Annotated in this window: 15 protein-coding genes and 1 pseudogene; 8 read left to right on the top strand and 8 right to left on the bottom strand. The window is 70.2% G+C overall.

Going from position 1 to position 16,076, the window contains the following annotated elements; translation table 11 throughout:
- Positions 1 to 26 precede the first annotated feature (26 nt).
- Positions 27 to 1,628, bottom strand: a complete 1,602-nt coding sequence (locus Q9S71_RS05215; protein ID WP_311860960.1) for an ABC transporter substrate-binding protein — start codon at positions 1,626 to 1,628, stop codon at positions 27 to 29.
- Positions 1,629 to 1,763: 135 nt separating this feature from the next.
- On the opposite strand from Q9S71_RS05215, the gene Q9S71_RS05210 reads away from it, so the two are divergent.
- A complete protein-coding gene (locus Q9S71_RS05210; RefSeq protein ID WP_311860959.1) occupies positions 1,764 to 2,441 on the top strand; it encodes a GntR family transcriptional regulator in 678 nt (225 codons plus the stop codon).
- Positions 2,442 to 2,447: 6 nt separating this feature from the next.
- Here the strand turns inward: Q9S71_RS05210 and Q9S71_RS05205 are convergent, their stop codons facing one another.
- The 6 genes from Q9S71_RS05205 to Q9S71_RS05180 all read right to left on the bottom strand — a co-directional run bounded on the left by Q9S71_RS05205 (position 2,448) and on the right by Q9S71_RS05180 (position 7,319).
- A complete protein-coding gene (locus tag Q9S71_RS05205) occupies positions 2,448 to 2,876 on the bottom strand; it encodes an SRPBCC family protein (RefSeq protein WP_311860958.1) in 429 nt (142 codons plus the stop codon).
- A gap of 148 nt (positions 2,877 to 3,024) precedes the next feature.
- Complete coding sequence (locus Q9S71_RS05200) at positions 3,025 to 3,558, bottom strand: GNAT family N-acetyltransferase (RefSeq protein ID WP_311860957.1); 534 nt, start codon at positions 3,556 to 3,558, stop codon at positions 3,025 to 3,027.
- Between the two features lie 148 nt (positions 3,559 to 3,706).
- Positions 3,707 to 5,884: a heavy metal translocating P-type ATPase gene (locus Q9S71_RS05195; protein WP_311860955.1), complete on the bottom strand. Its 2,178-nt coding sequence runs from the start codon at positions 5,882 to 5,884 to the stop codon at positions 3,707 to 3,709.
- Positions 5,881 to 6,168, bottom strand: coding sequence for a heavy-metal-associated domain-containing protein (locus tag Q9S71_RS05190; protein ID WP_311860954.1), 288 nt, complete (start codon positions 6,166 to 6,168; stop codon positions 5,881 to 5,883). Before Q9S71_RS05190 ends, Q9S71_RS05195 begins: the two co-directional genes overlap by 4 nt.
- Before the next feature lie 28 nt (positions 6,169 to 6,196).
- Complete coding sequence (locus tag Q9S71_RS05185) at positions 6,197 to 6,478, bottom strand: metal-sensitive transcriptional regulator (RefSeq protein WP_064002763.1); 282 nt, start codon at positions 6,476 to 6,478, stop codon at positions 6,197 to 6,199.
- 136 nt (positions 6,479 to 6,614) lie between these two features.
- On the bottom strand, positions 6,615 to 7,319 hold the full coding sequence (locus Q9S71_RS05180) for a FadR/GntR family transcriptional regulator (protein ID WP_311860953.1): 705 nt from the start codon (positions 7,317 to 7,319) through the stop codon (positions 6,615 to 6,617).
- A gap of 168 nt (positions 7,320 to 7,487) precedes the next feature.
- Between Q9S71_RS05180 and Q9S71_RS05175 the strand changes: the two genes are divergently transcribed.
- The 7 genes and pseudogenes from Q9S71_RS05175 (at position 7,488) to Q9S71_RS05145 (ending at position 14,256) form a co-directional block, all read left to right on the top strand.
- Positions 7,488 to 8,870, top strand: a complete 1,383-nt coding sequence (locus Q9S71_RS05175) for a GntP family permease (RefSeq protein WP_311860952.1) — start codon at positions 7,488 to 7,490, stop codon at positions 8,868 to 8,870.
- The gene (locus tag Q9S71_RS05170) at positions 8,863 to 9,630 is read left to right on the top strand and encodes an SDR family oxidoreductase (protein WP_311860951.1); all 768 of its coding nucleotides are present in this window, start codon (positions 8,863 to 8,865) and stop codon (positions 9,628 to 9,630) included. The genes Q9S71_RS05175 and Q9S71_RS05170 overlap by 8 nt, the downstream gene beginning before the upstream one ends.
- Positions 9,631 to 9,645: 15 nt before the next feature.
- The gene (locus Q9S71_RS05165) at positions 9,646 to 10,668 is read left to right on the top strand and encodes an L-idonate 5-dehydrogenase (RefSeq protein ID WP_311860949.1); all 1,023 of its coding nucleotides are present in this window, start codon (positions 9,646 to 9,648) and stop codon (positions 10,666 to 10,668) included.
- Positions 10,665 to 11,162, top strand: coding sequence for a gluconokinase (locus Q9S71_RS05160; RefSeq protein ID WP_311860947.1), 498 nt, complete (start codon positions 10,665 to 10,667; stop codon positions 11,160 to 11,162). The genes Q9S71_RS05165 and Q9S71_RS05160 overlap by 4 nt, the downstream gene beginning before the upstream one ends.
- Positions 11,163 to 11,267: 105 nt before the next feature.
- Positions 11,268 to 12,224, top strand: a complete 957-nt coding sequence (locus Q9S71_RS05155) for a UbiA family prenyltransferase (RefSeq protein ID WP_340681286.1) — start codon at positions 11,268 to 11,270, stop codon at positions 12,222 to 12,224.
- Positions 12,173 to 13,609: pseudogene (locus Q9S71_RS05150) on the top strand (phytoene desaturase family protein); the annotation flags it as partial. The gene Q9S71_RS05155 and the pseudogene Q9S71_RS05150, both read left to right, overlap by 52 nt.
- 167 nt (positions 13,610 to 13,776) lie before the next feature.
- The gene (locus Q9S71_RS05145; RefSeq protein ID WP_311860944.1) at positions 13,777 to 14,256 is read left to right on the top strand and encodes a GNAT family N-acetyltransferase; all 480 of its coding nucleotides are present in this window, start codon (positions 13,777 to 13,779) and stop codon (positions 14,254 to 14,256) included.
- 29 nt (positions 14,257 to 14,285) lie between these two features.
- Here Q9S71_RS05145 and dnaB read toward each other — a convergent pair whose 3' ends face one another.
- Positions 14,286 to 15,656: a replicative DNA helicase gene (gene dnaB, locus Q9S71_RS05140; protein ID WP_064002773.1), complete on the bottom strand. Its 1,371-nt coding sequence runs from the start codon at positions 15,654 to 15,656 to the stop codon at positions 14,286 to 14,288.
- Positions 15,657 to 16,076 lie beyond the last annotated feature (420 nt).

The raw sequence follows: 16,076 nt of genomic DNA, 5'->3' as shown, positions 1-16,076 counted from the left end.
TCTGTCACGCTCCGTCGTCAGGTCCGTCAGGACTGGTCAAGCCAGGTGTTGTAGTACCAGCCCGCGAGTTCGTCCGGGTGCTCGCTGTGCACACGGTTGGACGCGATCAGCAGCGGGCGGGACGTGCCGAACTTCAGGAACGGCAGCTGGTCGTACACGACCGTCTGGAGCTGCTCCCAGGTCGCGCGGCGAGCAGACGCATCGGCCTCCGTCGACAGCTTGCCGATCAGTTCATCGCGTTCCGGCGACACCCACGTTCCCGGGAACGTCTCCTGCAGGTAAGGGAGCAGGACGGGGTCTGCGTAGGTGGGGATGCCGGAGGAGAACAGGTCGAACGCCGTCGGATCGGTGCGCCGCTCGATGACGCTGGCACGATCGATCACCTGAAGGTCGATGTTGATCCCGGCTTCCTTCAGCTGCTGCTGCGCCGGGAGCGAGGGTCCGTACCAGGACGGGTCTTCCTTGGTTGTCAGCCAGCGGATCGGCTCGCCGTTGTATCCGGCCTCGTCGAGGAGTTCCTTCACGCGGTCCATGTCCGGCTTGTTGAAGTTCTCGGTGCCGGCATCCGTCGCCCACACCTCGTTCACGGCGGGGATGAAGCTGCCGTCGACCGAATAGAAGTCCGGGTTGCCGAAGGCGGCGAGCATGATGTCGTCCATGTTCAGCGCGGAGAGGAACGCTTGCCGCATCCGGACGTCAGCCATGATGCCCTCGGCCTTGTTGAACACGACGGTCGATCCCGAGGTCGGGCTGAGGAGCAGGGCCTGTGCCGCGCCGCCGGTGCTCACCGAGTCGTAGTCGTCGTACGAGAGCGAACCGCCGATGTCGACCTGGCCCGCCTCGGTCGCCTGGCGTCGCGTGGACGGCTCCGGCATGGGCGTGAAGACGATCTCGTCGGCGTACGCGTTCTTCGCGCCGAGGCCCCCATCGCCGGGCTCGTCCAGCTTCTGGTAGTCGTCCCAGCGCTCGAGGACGACATCACCGTCGGGTGTGTAGCTCTTCAGCGTGTACGGACCGGTGCAGTCGAGCTCGGTGACCGGGTCGGTGATCGGCCTGTCCTTCACGACGCTCGCCGGCATCATGTACGCCGTCGTGAGCAGTGTCGGGAGCAGCGGGCTGGGGGTGTTCAACGAGATCGTCAGTGTGGTCTCGTTTACCACGTCGATCGACGAGACCAGCGACGCCAGGATGGAACCGTTGCCCGGCGTCTGGAAGTACCGGTTGAGACTCGCGAGGACGTCGTCGGCGGTGAACGGTGCGCCGCTCTGGAACGTGAGGCCGTCGCGCAGCGTGAGCGTGTACGTGCCGTCGCCGTTGTCGACGAGGTCCTTCGCGAGAACCGGGCCGATCTGGTACGAGGTCGAGACGTCGAACAGCGGCTCGCAGACCTGACGGGCGATAACCCAGTCGGCCTGCAGACTCGTCGCGAACGGGTCGATGATCGACGGCGTGGCGGACAGGGCCACCGTCAGCGTGCCGCCCATCTGGGGCTCGCTGTTCGAGGAGGGGCCGGCGTTCGGCGCCTCTCCTGCAGCGCAGGCGCCGAGGACGAGCGCGGATGTCATCGCCAGCGCAGCCACGGGCAACGCCCGGCGCAGGTGCCGGGTGGGGCGGAAGGTGTGCGTCATTGCAGAAACTCCATCGTCGGGGTTCGAGTCGCGGTGTCGGCGAGACCCGCATACACTGTATACAGTGCATCCAATGGATGCGCAAGGAGCGGGGTCCTATCCTCGGAACAGGCGCGAGCAACGCGAGGAGACGTGATGGCGGCATCGATGAGCCCCGAGGTGATCGCCTCGCGGATCGCTCTGGCCATTCGCGAGAAGGTCATCCCGCCGGGCGCAGCCCTCGTGCAGGAGGATCTCGCGCGACGCTTCGACGTGAGCCGCAGCCCGGTGCGGGAGGCACTGCGGATCCTCGCCACCGAGGGCGTGGTGGAGATGACCCCCGGCGGGGGCACCTTCGTGCGCACCCTTGATCGGGATGAGCTCGACGAGCTCTACGACCTGCGGATCATGATCGAGCCGACGATCGCTGCGGACATCGTCACGCACATCACGCGCGCGGAGGTCGATGCCCTCGAGAAGCGGGCGGAGGAGATGGCGTCGACGCAGGAGATCTCCCGCTGGATGCGTGCGAACTTCGAGTTCCACACGCGGCTGTACGACGCTGCTCGCCGACCGCGGACGGCGGAGATCCTGCGCAGCCTGCTCGCCGCGGTGCAGCCGTACTCGCACGAGAACATCGATCAGCTCGGCGGGCGCGGCCAGGCCGATGAGGAGCATCGCGAGATGATCGCCGCCCTCCGGAACGGGGACGACGACGCTCTTGCCGCCCTGTTCCGTTCACATCTCGCGAGCGCGAAGAACCGAGTGGGTCAGGCACTGGGTGGCGACGAAGAGGAGAGCGACCCTCTCGCGCCGCTCCGCGGAAGTCGTTGACCTGAGTCAGCCCTGCTCGAGGATCCGCTTCGCCTTCGCGAGCGACGTCTCGAGCGTCGATCGGACCTCGCCGGCGATCATCCCCTGCGCAAGGCGCATCATCCCGGTCGGTTCCGCCTCGATGCGAACCTTGACGAGCGTGGCTCCGTTCGCGTCGGCGAACATCAGCTCGGATGAGGTCGGCATGATCCCGCTCGTACTGGTCACGGCCATGCGGGAACCGGGTTCGTAGGCCGTGACGCGCCATTCGAAGGAGAACTCGCGCCCGACCGCCCGCATCCGCGTGTGCAGCGTCGAACCGACGCCGACGGGCGGAGGCGACGTGAGCTCTTCTGAGACGACCGATTCGTCCCATTGCGCGCGGCCCTCGGTGAAGAAGGCGAACACCTCGTCCACCGAGCGATCGATCGTGACGGACTCGGCGACGGTGAACATCCCCTCACCCTAGGTCGGATGCGGGGACAGAGGGCGCCGCCGGTGTGGACCGATGCGATGGATCTGCCGCGCCACGCCGGGAGCGGATGCCGGAGCGCGGCGTGTCGCGCGGCATCCGTTGCATCCGCGCACAGCGCGTCGACCTGCCTCAGCCCGCCGCGATCTCGTAGATGATCTCGCGCCCGTCCTCGTCGTCCCACTGCTCGCCGTTCTCGGTGAACCCGTAGGCCGTGACGAGCGCGATGGACGCCAGATTGTCGGGGCCGATCGTCGCGCGGATGGTCCGGACCGAAGGGTGGCTCTGCGCCTGGGCGATGAGGATCTCCAGAGCGCTCCGCGCGTAGCCGCGGCGTCGCCAGGCGGGATCGACGCTGTAGCCGACCTCGACCATGCCGGACTCGTCCGGTCCGCCGTGGAAACCGGCGACGCCGACAGGCGTGGGGAGGTCGGGGTCGACGAGGAACCGGGTCACCCAGGGGATGTCCGCCGGCGTCGCGGCGATCTGCGCGCTGCGGATGCGCCACAGCCCTTCGAAGTCGGGGCCGGCCAGGTAGGGCGTCGCGCGAGGATCGTGCGCCTCGCCCCGCGCCAGCGCGTGAATGAGCTCGGCCGGTACGGCATCGAGCCGGATGCGCGACCTGGTCGCATCCGGGTGCGGCCAGGAGAGATCGGTGATCGCCATCCCTCCACCGTGGCACACCGAAGGGCGCGGCTGCCGTCATCCGATGCAACGGATCGGCCGCGACACGCCGGGGAGGGATGCCGCGGCGCGACGTGTCGCGCGGCATCCATTGCATCCGCGAACACACGGACGCACGCGACCGCCGGCCTCAGCCCCGCGCGACCCCCTGAAACCCGCGCAGGCGCAGGCTGTTCGTCACCACGAACACCGACGACAGCGCCATCGCGGCGGCGGCCACGAGCGGGTTGAGCAGCGCCGCCATCGCCAGCGGGATCGCGGCGACGTTGTACGCGAACGCCCAGAACAGGTTGCCCTTGATGATCCCGAGGGTCCGCCGCGCGAGCCGCACCGCATCGGCGACGACGAGGGGATCGCCCGAGACGACGGTGATGTCGGATGCCGCGATCGCCGCATCCGTCCCGCCACCCATCGCGATCCCGAGGTCGGCGGCGGCGAGCGCCGCGGCGTCATTGACACCGTCGCCGACCATCGCCACGACCCGGCCCTCGCCCTGCAGCCGGCGGATCGCGTCGAGCTTGCCCGCCGGAGTCACCCCGGCCTCGACGCGGGAGATCCCGACCTCGGCGGCGACCCGCGCTGCCGAGGAGGCGGTGTCGCCGGTCAGCAGGATCGGCTCTAGCCCGAGCTCGCGGAAGCGGGCGATCGCCGCGGCGCTCGTGGGCTTCACCGTGTCGGCGACGACGATCGCACCGAGGTACTCCCCGTCCCGGGCGACGGCGACGACCGTGCCCTCGGGCAGATCCGCAGGTACGGCGACTGCCCACTGCTCCGCGAGCCACGACGGACGCCCGGCGACGACCGCCGCTCCGTCCACGACACCCTGCACCCCGAACCCGGCGTGCGACTGGAACGACTCGACACTCCCCGAAGCCGACGTCGCGACGATCGCGCGGGCGACGGGGTGCTCCGACCCCGACTCCACCGCCGCCGCGACGGCGAGCAGCTCCTCGCGCGAGACGCCCGAGGGCAGTACCTCGGTCACGCTCATGCGTCCGGTCGTGACGGTGCCGGTCTTGTCGAGCACGATCGTGTCGACGGTGCGGGTCTGCTCGAGCACCTGAGGTCCACGGATCAGGATGCCGAGCTGCGACCCGCGCCCGGTCCCCACCAGCAGCGCGGTCGGGGTCGCGAGACCCAGCGCGCACGGGCACGCGATGATGAGCGTCGCGACGGCGGCGGTGAACGCGAGCTCCCATGGCGCACCGGCGACCGTCCAGCCGGCGAGGGCGACGAGCGCGAGGCCGATCACGACGGGGACGAAGACGGCCGAGACCCGGTCGGCGAGGCGCTGCACCTCGGCCTTGCCGGTCTGCGCCTCTTCCATGAGCCGCCGCATCCGCGCCAACTCGGTGTCGGCACCCACCCGGGTGATCTGCACCTCGAGGCGTCCGCCGACGTTGATCGTCGCGCCGACGACCCGCGAACCCTCCGCGACCTCGACGGGCATCGATTCACCCGTCAGCATGCTCGCGTCGACGCTGCTCATCCCCGCGGTGACGAGACCGTCCGACGGGATCTTCTCGCCCGGACGCACGACGACCGTGTCGCCGACGGCGAGCTGCGAGACCGGCACGCGCGTCTCGACACCGTTCTGCAGCTTCGCGGCATCCGTCGCCCCGAGTTCGAGCAGCGCGCGCAGCGCCTCGGACGACGCGCGCTTCGCGCGGGCCTCGATGTAGCGCCCGGCGAGGATGAAGACGGTGACGAGCGCGGCGACCTCGAGGTAGATCTCGTGCCCGCCCGCCCGCGGCGCGCCGACGAGCGTGAAGGACATCGTCATGCCCGGCATGCCCGCGCCGCCGAGGAACAGCGCGTACAGCGACCAGCCGAACGAGGCGATGACGCCGAGGCTGATGAGGGTGTCCATCGTCGCGGCGCCGTGGCGCAGGTTGACGGCCGCGGCCCGGTGGAACGGCCACGCGCCCCACACCGCGACGGGAGCCGCGAGGGTCAGCGCGAGCCACTGCCAGTACTCGAACTGCAGCGCCGGGATCATCGACATCAGCGCCACCGGCAGCGACAGCGCCGCGCTGATCAGCAGACGCTGACGGAGCGGCCTCGTCTCGTCATCCGCCTCCGTCGTCTCGGGCTCCGGTGCGGGCACCGCCGCCGCGTACCCGGCGGCCTCGACGGTCGCGATGAGCTGCGCCGTGTCGATACCCTCGGCACGCACGCGCGCCTTCTCGGTGGCGTAGTTGACGGATGCCTCGACGCCCGGGAGCTTGTTGAGTTTCCGCTCGATCCGGGTGGCGCACGAGGCGCACGTCATCCCGGAGATGTCTAGTTCGACGTCGGTGGTGCTCACGCCGACACCCGGATGTATCCGGCCTCCTCGATGGCGGCGGTCAGGGCGTCGTCGTCGAGGGGGGTCGCGCTGTGCACGGTGACGTGCGAGGTGCCGCCGGCGACGAGGTCGACGGTCACGGCCTCGACGCCGTCGATCTCGGAGAGCTCCTCGCGGACGCTCGCGGCGCAGTGGCCGCAGGTCATACCGGTGACGAGCAGTTCCTCGGTGACAGCGGATGCCGGGGCGGCAGGCGTCGCGGATGCGGAGACGTCGGTGAGGCCCAGCTGGATGCGTTCGGTCATGGTGTTTCCTCCAGGTTCAGGAGCGAGTTCAGGAGCGGACGAGACGGGCGATCGCGTCGTTCGCCTCGCGGATCTTGTCGGCAGCGACCTGCCCGCCTTCGGCGCTCGCCTCGGCGACGCAGTGGCTGAGGTGGTCGGCGAGCAGCGAGAGCGCGACGGTTTCGAGCGCCTTCGTCGCCGCGGACACCTGCGTGAGGATGTCGATGCAGTACTTGTCCTCGTCGACCATGCGGGCGATGCCGCGCACCTGTCCCTCGACGCGGCGCAGCCGCTTCTGCAGGTCGTCCTTGTTCGCGTCGTAACCGTTCACGCCGGATACGGTACCCCCCTAGGGTATGCGCGTCAAGGCGTCTGGGGTCACGGCATCCCTTCCCCTGTCACGACGCGCCGCGCGGAGCCGCACTTTGCGACGGGCGAGCGGATGCCGCTGCCGCGCCCAGTCCGGGTCAGGCCCCTTCGACCTCGTCCGACACGAGCGTCAGGTGCTCGCGCGCCGACGCCTCGGCATCCGCGCCGCGCCCGTCGTGGATCGCTTGCGCCGTCGCGAGGTGCGCTTCGAGCGTGCCGACCCGCGGCATCCCCGGCGTCAGTCCCCGCACCGACCGACCGCGAAGGATCTCAGCGATGGGCTCGCTCAGCTTCAGGAACAGCGGGTTCCCCGACGCGCGCAGCAGGAGCCGGTGGTACGCGATGTCGGCCTCGAGGTACTCGTCCGAATCCCCGAGGCCCTGCCCGCCGAGATCACTCAGCACAGTCGCCCATCGAAGGAGTTCCTCGCGGTCAGACGCCGTCGCGCGTTCCGCGGCGAGGCGGGCGGCGACCGGCTCGACGGCGATGCGCAGCTCGGTGAGCTCGATCAGCACGGCCCGACGACTCGAGCTGTCGAGCGACCATTCGATGATGTCGGCGCCCAGGATGTCCCACTCCTCGCGCGGGCGGACGACGATTCCCACGCGGCGGCGCGACGTCAACAGTCCATGGGCTTCGAGGACGCGCACCGCCTCGCGCACGACGGTCCGCGACGCCGCGAACGACTCCTCGAGCCCGGCGAGGGTCAGACCCGTCCCCGGTGCGAGCTCGCCGCCGACGATGCGGCGACCGAGGGTCTCGACGATGTGGGCGTGGGACGCGGTGGTGACGGGCGTGGGCATCGGTGTCCTTCGTTGCGACCCTCACGTTACCCCGCGGTTACCGGGGGAACAGTCGCGGCATCCGAAAAGTACTACCAATCGCTTGCGAAAGGTACTACTTATGTGACACCGTGGGCTCGCTGCCGGGAAAGGCCCCGGCGTCGGGACGATTCACTGGAGAACACACCCATGGACGAGTGGACGCAAACACTCGGAGCAGGGCCCCTGCTTCTGATCGCGGCCGGAGCGGTCGCCCTGATCCTGCTGCTCATCATCAAGGTCCGCCTGCACGCGTTCATCGTGCTCGTGCTGGTCTCGCTGCTGACGGCACTGGCCACCGGCATCCCGGTCGGCAGCATCGGAAAGGTGCTGATCGACAGCTTCAGTTCGACCGTGGGCACGGTCGCGCTCCTCGTCGGCTTCGGAGCGATGCTCGGCGCCCTCATCGAGAGCTCGGGCGGTGCCCGCGTGCTGGCCGAGAAGATGGTCTCCGTCTTCGGTGAGAAGCGCGCTGCCATCGCCCTGAGCGTCGCGTCGCTCCTCATGGGCTTCCCGATGTTCTTCGACGCCGGGCTCGTCGTCATGCTGCCGATCATCTTCGCCGTCGCCCGCCGCATCGGCGGCAAGCACATGCTGCTCTACGGCATCTCGGCCGCCGCCGCGTTCTCGGTCATGCACGTCTTCGTCCCACCGCACCCCGGTCCCATCACGGCAAGCGAGACCTATGGCGCCAACCTCGGGCTCGTGCTTCTCATCGGTCTCGTCGTGGCGATCCCGACGTGGTACCTCAGCGGTTACCTCTGGGCGCGCTTCATCGACCGCCGCATCCCGCTCGCCATCCCGCGCCTGTTCGGCGAGGACGTCGAGCCCACGAACCCGCCCAAGGCCGGCACCGTCATCGGCGTCATCGCCATCCCGCTCGTCCTGATCCTCCTGAACACCGGGTCCGCCGCGCTCGTCTCGTCGGGAGCCGTCGACGGCACCGCCGTCTGGGTGCAGGTGCTCGGCCTCATCGGCACGAGCCAGGTCGCGCTGCTCATCGCCGTCCTCGTCGCCCTGTTCGTCCTCGGCACCCGCCGCGGCGTCGGAGGCAGCGCGCTGGACAAGATCGTCGAGTCCGCTCTCGGACCGATCTGCTCGGTCGTGCTCATCACCGGCGCCGGCGGCATGTTCGGCGGCGTCCTGCGGGCGTCGGGCATCGGCGACGCGCTCTCGGACTCGCTGGCCTCGATCGGCGTCCCGGTCATCTTCGCCGCCTACATCATCGCCGTTCTCCTCCGCGTGGCGCAGGGGTCGGCGACCGTCGCCCTCGTCACCGCGGCGGGGCTCGTCGCACCGGCCGTCGTGTCGGGCGGCTTCAACCCGCTGCAGGTCGCCTGTATCGTCCTCGCCACCGCGGCGGGCTCCGTCTTCGCCGGGCACGTGAACGACTCGGGCTTCTGGCTCGTCGGCCGCCTCATGGGTATGGACGTCAAGACCACGCTCAAGACCTGGACGGTGCAGCAGGCCATCGAGTCGCTCGTCGGCTTCCTCATCGTGCTCGGCATCTTCGGTCTGGTGTCCCTTGTCTGACGTCTTCGACCTGACCGGCCGCCTGGCCCTCGTGACGGGCTCGTCGCGGGGGCTCGGGCAGAGCCTGGCCTTCGGCTTGGCGGATGCCGGGGCACGCGTCATCGTCCACGGCCGCGACGCCGAGGCGACGGAGCGCAGCGCCAACGCGATCGCCGGGCGCACCGGCATCCGTCCCGAGACGACCCTGTTCGACGTGACGGATGCCGCGGCTGTCGAGGCCGCGATCGGTGAGCTCATCGAGCGGGTCGGCACCCCCGACATCCTCGTGAACAACGCCGGGATCCAGCGGCGGGCACCCTTCGCGGAGTTCCCCGTCGCGGACTGGGATGCGGTGATCTCGAGCAATCTGTCGAGCGCGTTCTACGTGTCGCGCTTCGTCGCTCCCGGCATGATCGCGCGGGGCTCGGGAAAGATCATCAACATCGCCTCGGTGCAGTCGCTGCTCGGGCGCCAGACGATCGCGCCGTACGCGGCGAGCAAGGGCGGCATCGCCCAGCTCAGTCGGGGGATGGCGGCGGATCTGGCGCGCCACGGCATCCAGGTCAACACGCTCTCGCCCGGCTACTTCGCCACCGAGATGAACGCGGCGCTCGTCGCCGACGCGGACTTCTCGGACTGGGTCACCCAGCGCACCCCGGCCGGTCGCTGGGGCGATGTCGCGGAACTGCGCGGCCCGCTCGTGTTCCTCGCCTCGGCAGCGAGCGACTTCGTGAACGGACAGAACCTGTTCGTCGACGGCGGCATGACCGCCGTCGTCTGACAAGAGGAGCAAGACATGGATGCCGTCGTCATCAACGGAAAGCTCGACCTCACTGTGACCGCGCAGCCGGTGCCGATCCCCGGCGCGGGCGAGGTGCGAATCCGCGTCGGGTACGTGGGGATCTGCGGGTCGGACCTGCACTACTACGGCGAGGGAGCGAACGGAGCGTTCGTCGTCACCGAGCCCCTCGTTCCCGGGCACGAGCTGTCGGGGTGGGTCGACCTCGACCCCGACGGGCGCTTCGCGCCCGGCACGCCGGTGACGGTGCATCCCGCCCGCTTCGGTCCCGAAGGGTCGACTCCGGTCGAGCCCCATCTGCGCCCCGGCGGCAGTTACCTCGGCAGTGCCGCGACCACCCCGCACACGCAGGGCGCGATGAGCGAGTACCTGCTGGTGGATGCCGGCATGATCCGGACTCTGCCCGCGGAGCTGCCCGTGCGTCGCGCCGCCCTCGCCGAGCCCCTGGCCGTCGCCCTGCACGGTGCGGGTCGGGCGGGCTCCCTCGACGGAGCGCGCGTGCTCGTCTGCGGCGCCGGTCCCATCGGACTGCTTGCCGTCGTCGCCGCGCAGGAGGCCGGCGCAGCACGTGTCGAGATCACCGACCTGCTGCCCGGGCCGCTGGACCGGGCCCGCGCGCTCGGCGCCGACGGCGTCTGGCGCGTGGGCGAGGATGAGATCCCCTCCGACGCCTACGACGTCGTCCTCGAGTGCTCCGGTGCCGCGCCCGCCGTCTCGTCGGCGATCGCCGCCGTCCGCCGCCGTGGCACCGTCGTGCAGATCGGGATGCTGCCGAACCAGCCGGTCGGCGTGAACATCGCCCCGCTGATCTCCAAGGAGGCGACCCTCACCGGTGCCTTCCGTTTCCTCGACGAGATCGACCGTGCGATCGATGTGCTGGGCCGCCGCCCGGAGATCGAGTCCGTCATCACCCACGAGTTCGCTCCGGGCGACGCGGTCGAGGCCTTCGAGACGGCCCGCCGACCCGCCGACAGCAGCAAGGTCGTCGTCGCGATGAACTCTGCGAAGGTGGCATCGTGAGGACCGCACCCCGCATCGTCGTCATGGGACCGAGCGGGTCGGGCAAGACCGCCGTCGGAGCCGCCCTCGCCGTGGATCTCGGCGTGGACTTCGTCGACGCCGACGATCTACACCCGGCAGCGAACGTGGCGAAGATGGAGGCCGGCCACCCCCTCGACGACCACGATCGCGCCCCCTGGCTCGACATCGTCGGACAGACCCTCGCCGACGCACCCGGCCTGGTCGTCGCGTGCTCCGCGCTGGCACGCCGCTACCGCGACCGGATCCGAGCCGCGGCCCCCGACGTCCGCTTCGTCGAGCTGGTCGTCTCACCCGAGGAGCTGGATCGTCGGATGCGGTCGCGGCAGCACTTCATGCCGCCGGCGCTCCTCGCCTCGCAGCTCGCGACCCTCGAACACCTCGGCGAGGACGAGCCGGGCGTCGCGGTCGAGAACGTCGGCCGCATCCTCGATGTGGCGCGCCGCGCGCGCATCGCGCTCGACCAGGCCGACTGAGGCTCCGCCCGCGCTCCCCTGTCACAACACGCCGCGCGCGTCCGCACGTTGCGACAGGCGAGCGCCGCGCCGCGACCCGAGCGCGGCGCCGAGCGCAAGGGCGGGATGCCGGTCGATCGCCCCGCATACAATCGCGGAAGACGGCCGTCCGCGCCGCCGCATCCGAGGAGAACCGCCATCGACCACCCTGCGCCGACCCGGCCCGTCACCTGGCGGACAACCCTCGGGCGCCTCGTCCACATCTCACGCCCCGTGCTCTGGATCAACACGATCGGCACCGGCGTGCTCGGGATGTGGCTCACCGGCGCGCTGCTGGATTCCGCAGCGATCCCGCTCCTCGTCTGGCTGACGCTGCCGTTCAACCTGCTGATCTACGGCGTGAACGACATCTTCGACCAGGAGACCGACGCCCTGAACCCGCGCAAGGGGTCGATCGAGGGCGCCCGGATCGAGCCGCGCGAGGTGCGGACGATCGTCTGGGCCGTCGCGATCACGAACGTGCCGTTCCTCGCGTGGTTCCTGATCGCCTACCCGCTCGCCGCGAACGCGCTGATCCTGCTCTACACGGCGGTGTTCGTGTTCTACTCCGCGCCGCCGCTGCGGTTCAAGCAGCGACCGTTCCTCGACTCGCTCAGCAACGCGGCCTACGGACTCCCGCTGCTGATCGTCCCCGTCGCGCTCGGCGCGTCGCCGCTGTGGCCCGCCGTGGCCGGGCTGCTGGTGTGGAGCATCGCGAAGCACGCCTACGACGCCGTCCAGGACATCGACGAGGACCGCGAGGCCGGCATCCGGACGACCGCCGTCCTCCTCGGGCCGCGCGGCACGGCGCTGTGGAGCGGCTTCTGGTGGCTCGTGTCGAGCGTGCTGTTCGCGTTCGTCAGCATCCCGGTCGCCGCGCTCAACGCCGTCATCGCCGGTGTCCTCGTCGTGTGGATGCTGGTGCGCCCCACTCCCGCGACCGGTCGCCGCCTCTACCCGGTCTCGATCGCCTTCCCGTACGTCGCCGGGTCGGTGGCGAGCGGGTTGCAGCTGACGAAGATGTTCTTCGAGGCGTACGGATGAGTCGCATCGTGGTGGTCGGTGCCGGACTCGGGGGGCTGGCGGCATCCGCTCTTCTCGCCCGTGCCGGTCACGAGGTGACTCTGCTCGAGGCGGCGGACCGGGTCGGCGGCAAGAGCCGCAGGCTCGAGGTCGACGGCGAGCGCATCGACTCGGGGCCGTCGCTCGTGACCTTCCCCGGTGTGTGGGAGGAGTTGTGCCGCCGCCTCGGCACCGACGCGGGAGCCCTCCAGCTCGAACGGCTGCCCGAGGTCGGCCGGTACTACTACGACGGCGAGGAGGTCACCCTCCCCGTGCCGCCGGAGCACCGCTGGTACCCCGCGTGGAAGCGGTTCAGCGACCTGCACGCGCCGCTCGCCGACGACGTGACCGCGCTGCTCGTCGCCGACCCGCTCGAGCGGCGGTCGCTGCCGGCCCTGCGCCGGCTGCTCGCCGTCTACGGCCCGCGGCTCAGCACCCGGGCCTACCTCGACAGCCTCACATGGATGCCCGACGGGCTGCGCGAGATCATCGCGATCCACACCCTCAACGCCGGGGTGTCGCCGTCGCAGACGCCCGCGCTCTACGCGAGCATGCCGGCGATCATGGCGGCATCCGGCGTGTGGGTTCCGCGCGGCGGCGTGTTCGAGATCCCGCTCGCGCTGGAACGGATGGCGGATGCCGCCGGTGTCGACATCCGCACCGGCGAGACCGTGACGCGCCTCGAGCGCGGCCGCGTCACGACGGCCAGCGGATCGTTCGCCGCCGACGTCGTCGTGAGCGCCCTCGACGCCGACCGCGTCGAGGCGCTGCTCGGCCGGCGACCGCGACGGGCGCGCGCGCTGTCGTGCTCGGCTGTCGCGATCTACGGGGCGCTGCGCGAGCCGCTGCCCGAGCAGATCGCGGCGCACAGCGTCATCCTCCCGACCAAGCCCGACGCGCTGTTCCGCAGCCTCGCCGCGGGCGACGAGCCCGCCGACACGATGGCGTTCGTGAACCTGTACCGGGCGGGCGAGATCTACCCGAACGACCGCGGCACGCTCGCGCTGCTGCTGACCGCTCCGGCCGACGGGTCGGGGTACAGCCTCGAGCATCCGTTCGTGCGCCGCGAGGTCGAACGGATCTCGCGGACGCTGGGTCTCGATGAACTGCTGACCGACACGATGACGGATGCCGCGGTCCTCGACCCGCGCTACTTCGGCACGTTCGGCGAGCGCCACGGCGCGCTGTACGGCGCCGCGCGACCGCTGTGGATGAGCGGCCCGCTGCACCGCCCCGCGCACCACGACCCGCGGACACCCTGGCTGTGGCGCGTCGGCGCCTCGGTCCACCCGGGCGGCGGGATCCCCGCCGTGCTCGGCGGAGCGATGATGGTCGCCGCGAAGCTGTTGCAGCGGCATCCGGTCTGATCGGAGTCGGGTTCCGGGGACGCGGTTCGTCGCGTGCGCGGGCGGTGAGCGACCGGATGCGCCCCCTGGGGCGCGGGCCGCGGCGGCTCCGGGGACGCGATTCGTCGCCCGCCGCGCGCGGGAGCGACCGAACGCGTCCCCGGAACGCTCGCCCGTAGCATCGGCGTGTGACGACCGACGCTGTGATCCGCCCTGCCCGCGCCGCCGACGTTCCCGCGCTCGTCGACCTGCGCGCGCAGATGATGCGCGACATGGGTGCGGACACGGGCGACGAGTCCTGGCGAGCGGATGCCGCGGCCTGGTACCGCGCCCGTCTCGCCGAGCCGATGCGGTGCGCCGCGATCATCGCCGAGGTCCCCGGCGACGGCGTCGTCGCGTGCGCCGTGGGCACGGTCGACGACCACGCGCCATCGCCCCGCAACCCGAGCGGACTGCGGGGCGAGATCGCGAACGTCGTGACGTTCCCCGCGTTCCGCCGCTGCGGGCTCGCCCGCACCTGCGTGGAAGCGCTGCTGCAGTGGTTCGACGCCGAGACGGCCGTCCACGTCGTGCGCCTCGCTGCGACGGCGGACGGCGAGGCGCTCTACCGGCGACTCGGTTTCAGCGAGCCGCGCGACCTGATCCTGGAACGACGGATGCCGCGCTGATCCGAGCAGGACGGGGGACGACCCGGCCCTCAGTCCATCCCGACGGCCATGTCGGTGAAGCGCGAGAAGTGTCCCTGGAAGGCGACGACGACGGTGTCGGTCGGGCCGTTACGGTGCTTCGCGACGATGAGGTCGGCTTCGCCGGCGCGGGGGCTGTCCTTCTCGTAGGCGGCCTCGCGGTGCAGGAGGATCACCATGTCGGCATCCTGCTCGATCGAGCCCGACTCACGCAGGTCGCTGATCGCGGGCTTCTTGTCGGCACGCTGCTCGGGACCACGGTTCAGCTGCGACAGGGCGATGACCGGGACCTGCAACTCCTTCGCGAGGAGCTTCAGCGCACGCGAGAACTCCGAGACCTCCTGCTGACGCGACTCGACGCGCTTACCGCTCGTCATGAGCTGCAGGTAGTCGATGACGACCATCTCGAGCCCGACGCGCTGCTTGAGCTTGCGGCACTTCGCGCGGATCTCGACGAGCGTCATGTTCGGGCTGTCGTCGATGTAGAGGGGCGCGTCGTTGATGCGGCCGCGGGTCGAGGCGATCGTCGTCCAGTCGCGGCTGTCGAGCATGCCCTTACGCATGCTCTGCAGCGGCACCGAGCCCTCGGCGCTCATGAGGCGCATCGCGATCTCGCTGCGCCCCATCTCGAGCGAGAAGAACACGGTCGGGCGGTTGTGCTTGATGGCGGCGGCGCGGGCGAAGTCGAGCGCGAGCGTCGACTTACCCATTGCGGGACGCGCCGCGACGACGATCATCTGTCCGCCGTGCAGACCGTTGGTGAGCTGGTCGAGCCCGGCGAACCCGGTCGGGATGCCGGTCATCTGACCGTCGCGACCGCGAGCGGCCTCGATCTCCTCGACGGCGGCGTCGACAGCGACCTGCAGGGGGACGTAGTCCTCGGACTGCTCGGCACCGGTGACCGAGTAGATCTCGGCCTGGGCGTTGTTGACGAGGTCGAGCGCCTCGCCCTGCCCGTTGTAGCCCATCTGCACGATGCGGGTGCCGGCCTCGACGAGCCGACGCAGCAGCGCCCGCTCGCGGACGATCGACGCGTAGTAGGCGGCGTTCGCCGCCGTCGGGACGATGGACGTCAGCGAGTGCAGGTAGTCCGCCCCGCCGGCACGCTGCAGATCGCCTGTTTTGATGAGCTCGTCGGTGACCGCGACGACATCGGTCGGCTCGCCGTGCGAGTAGAGGGAGAGGACGGCCTCGAAGATCAGCTCGTGCTTCGGGACGTAGAAGTCGGTTCCGCGGAGCGCCTCGATGACGTCGGCGACCGCGTCACCCGAGAGCAGCATTCCGCCGAGGGTGCTCTGCTCCGCGAGCATGTCGTGCGGCGGAGTCCGCTCGGGGCCGCGGGAGCCGCCGATTCGGTCGTCCGACAGATCCGCGATCGACATCCATGCCCCTCTTCCGGGCCCGCTGGAAGGCCCTCGCACACGCTAGGGAGGGGCTCCGACACACGCAAACCAGCCTGTGGATAACTGTGTGGAGAACGTGCGGGAAACGCCGACCACCCTGTGCAGAGTGCCTGTGGAGAACCTGCGGAAACACATCGCTCCACACCGCCGAATGTTGTTTTGATCTGGGGTTGTGCTTCCCACAGGCTGTGGATGGATAACCGACCTCAAGTGGCGCTTGAAGGTTCAGCGTTATCCCCACCCCATGTGCAGAATCGCCCGTTTGTCAAATGAGAAAGTCGGGCCTTCCCGGCGGTCTTCCCGCACACTCGAAACCTCTTGCCAAACTCATAGGAACGGCGTACTTTATGGGGTCCAGGCACCCCGCAGACGCGGCCTTCTCGGCATGCGTCCCGATGT

The sequence above is a fragment of the Microbacterium gawkjiense genome (genome assembly GCF_031932225.1).
Lineage (GTDB): Bacteria > Actinomycetota > Actinomycetes > Actinomycetales > Microbacteriaceae > Microbacterium > Microbacterium gawkjiense.
This window is presented reverse-complemented; position numbering and strand designations above follow the sequence as displayed.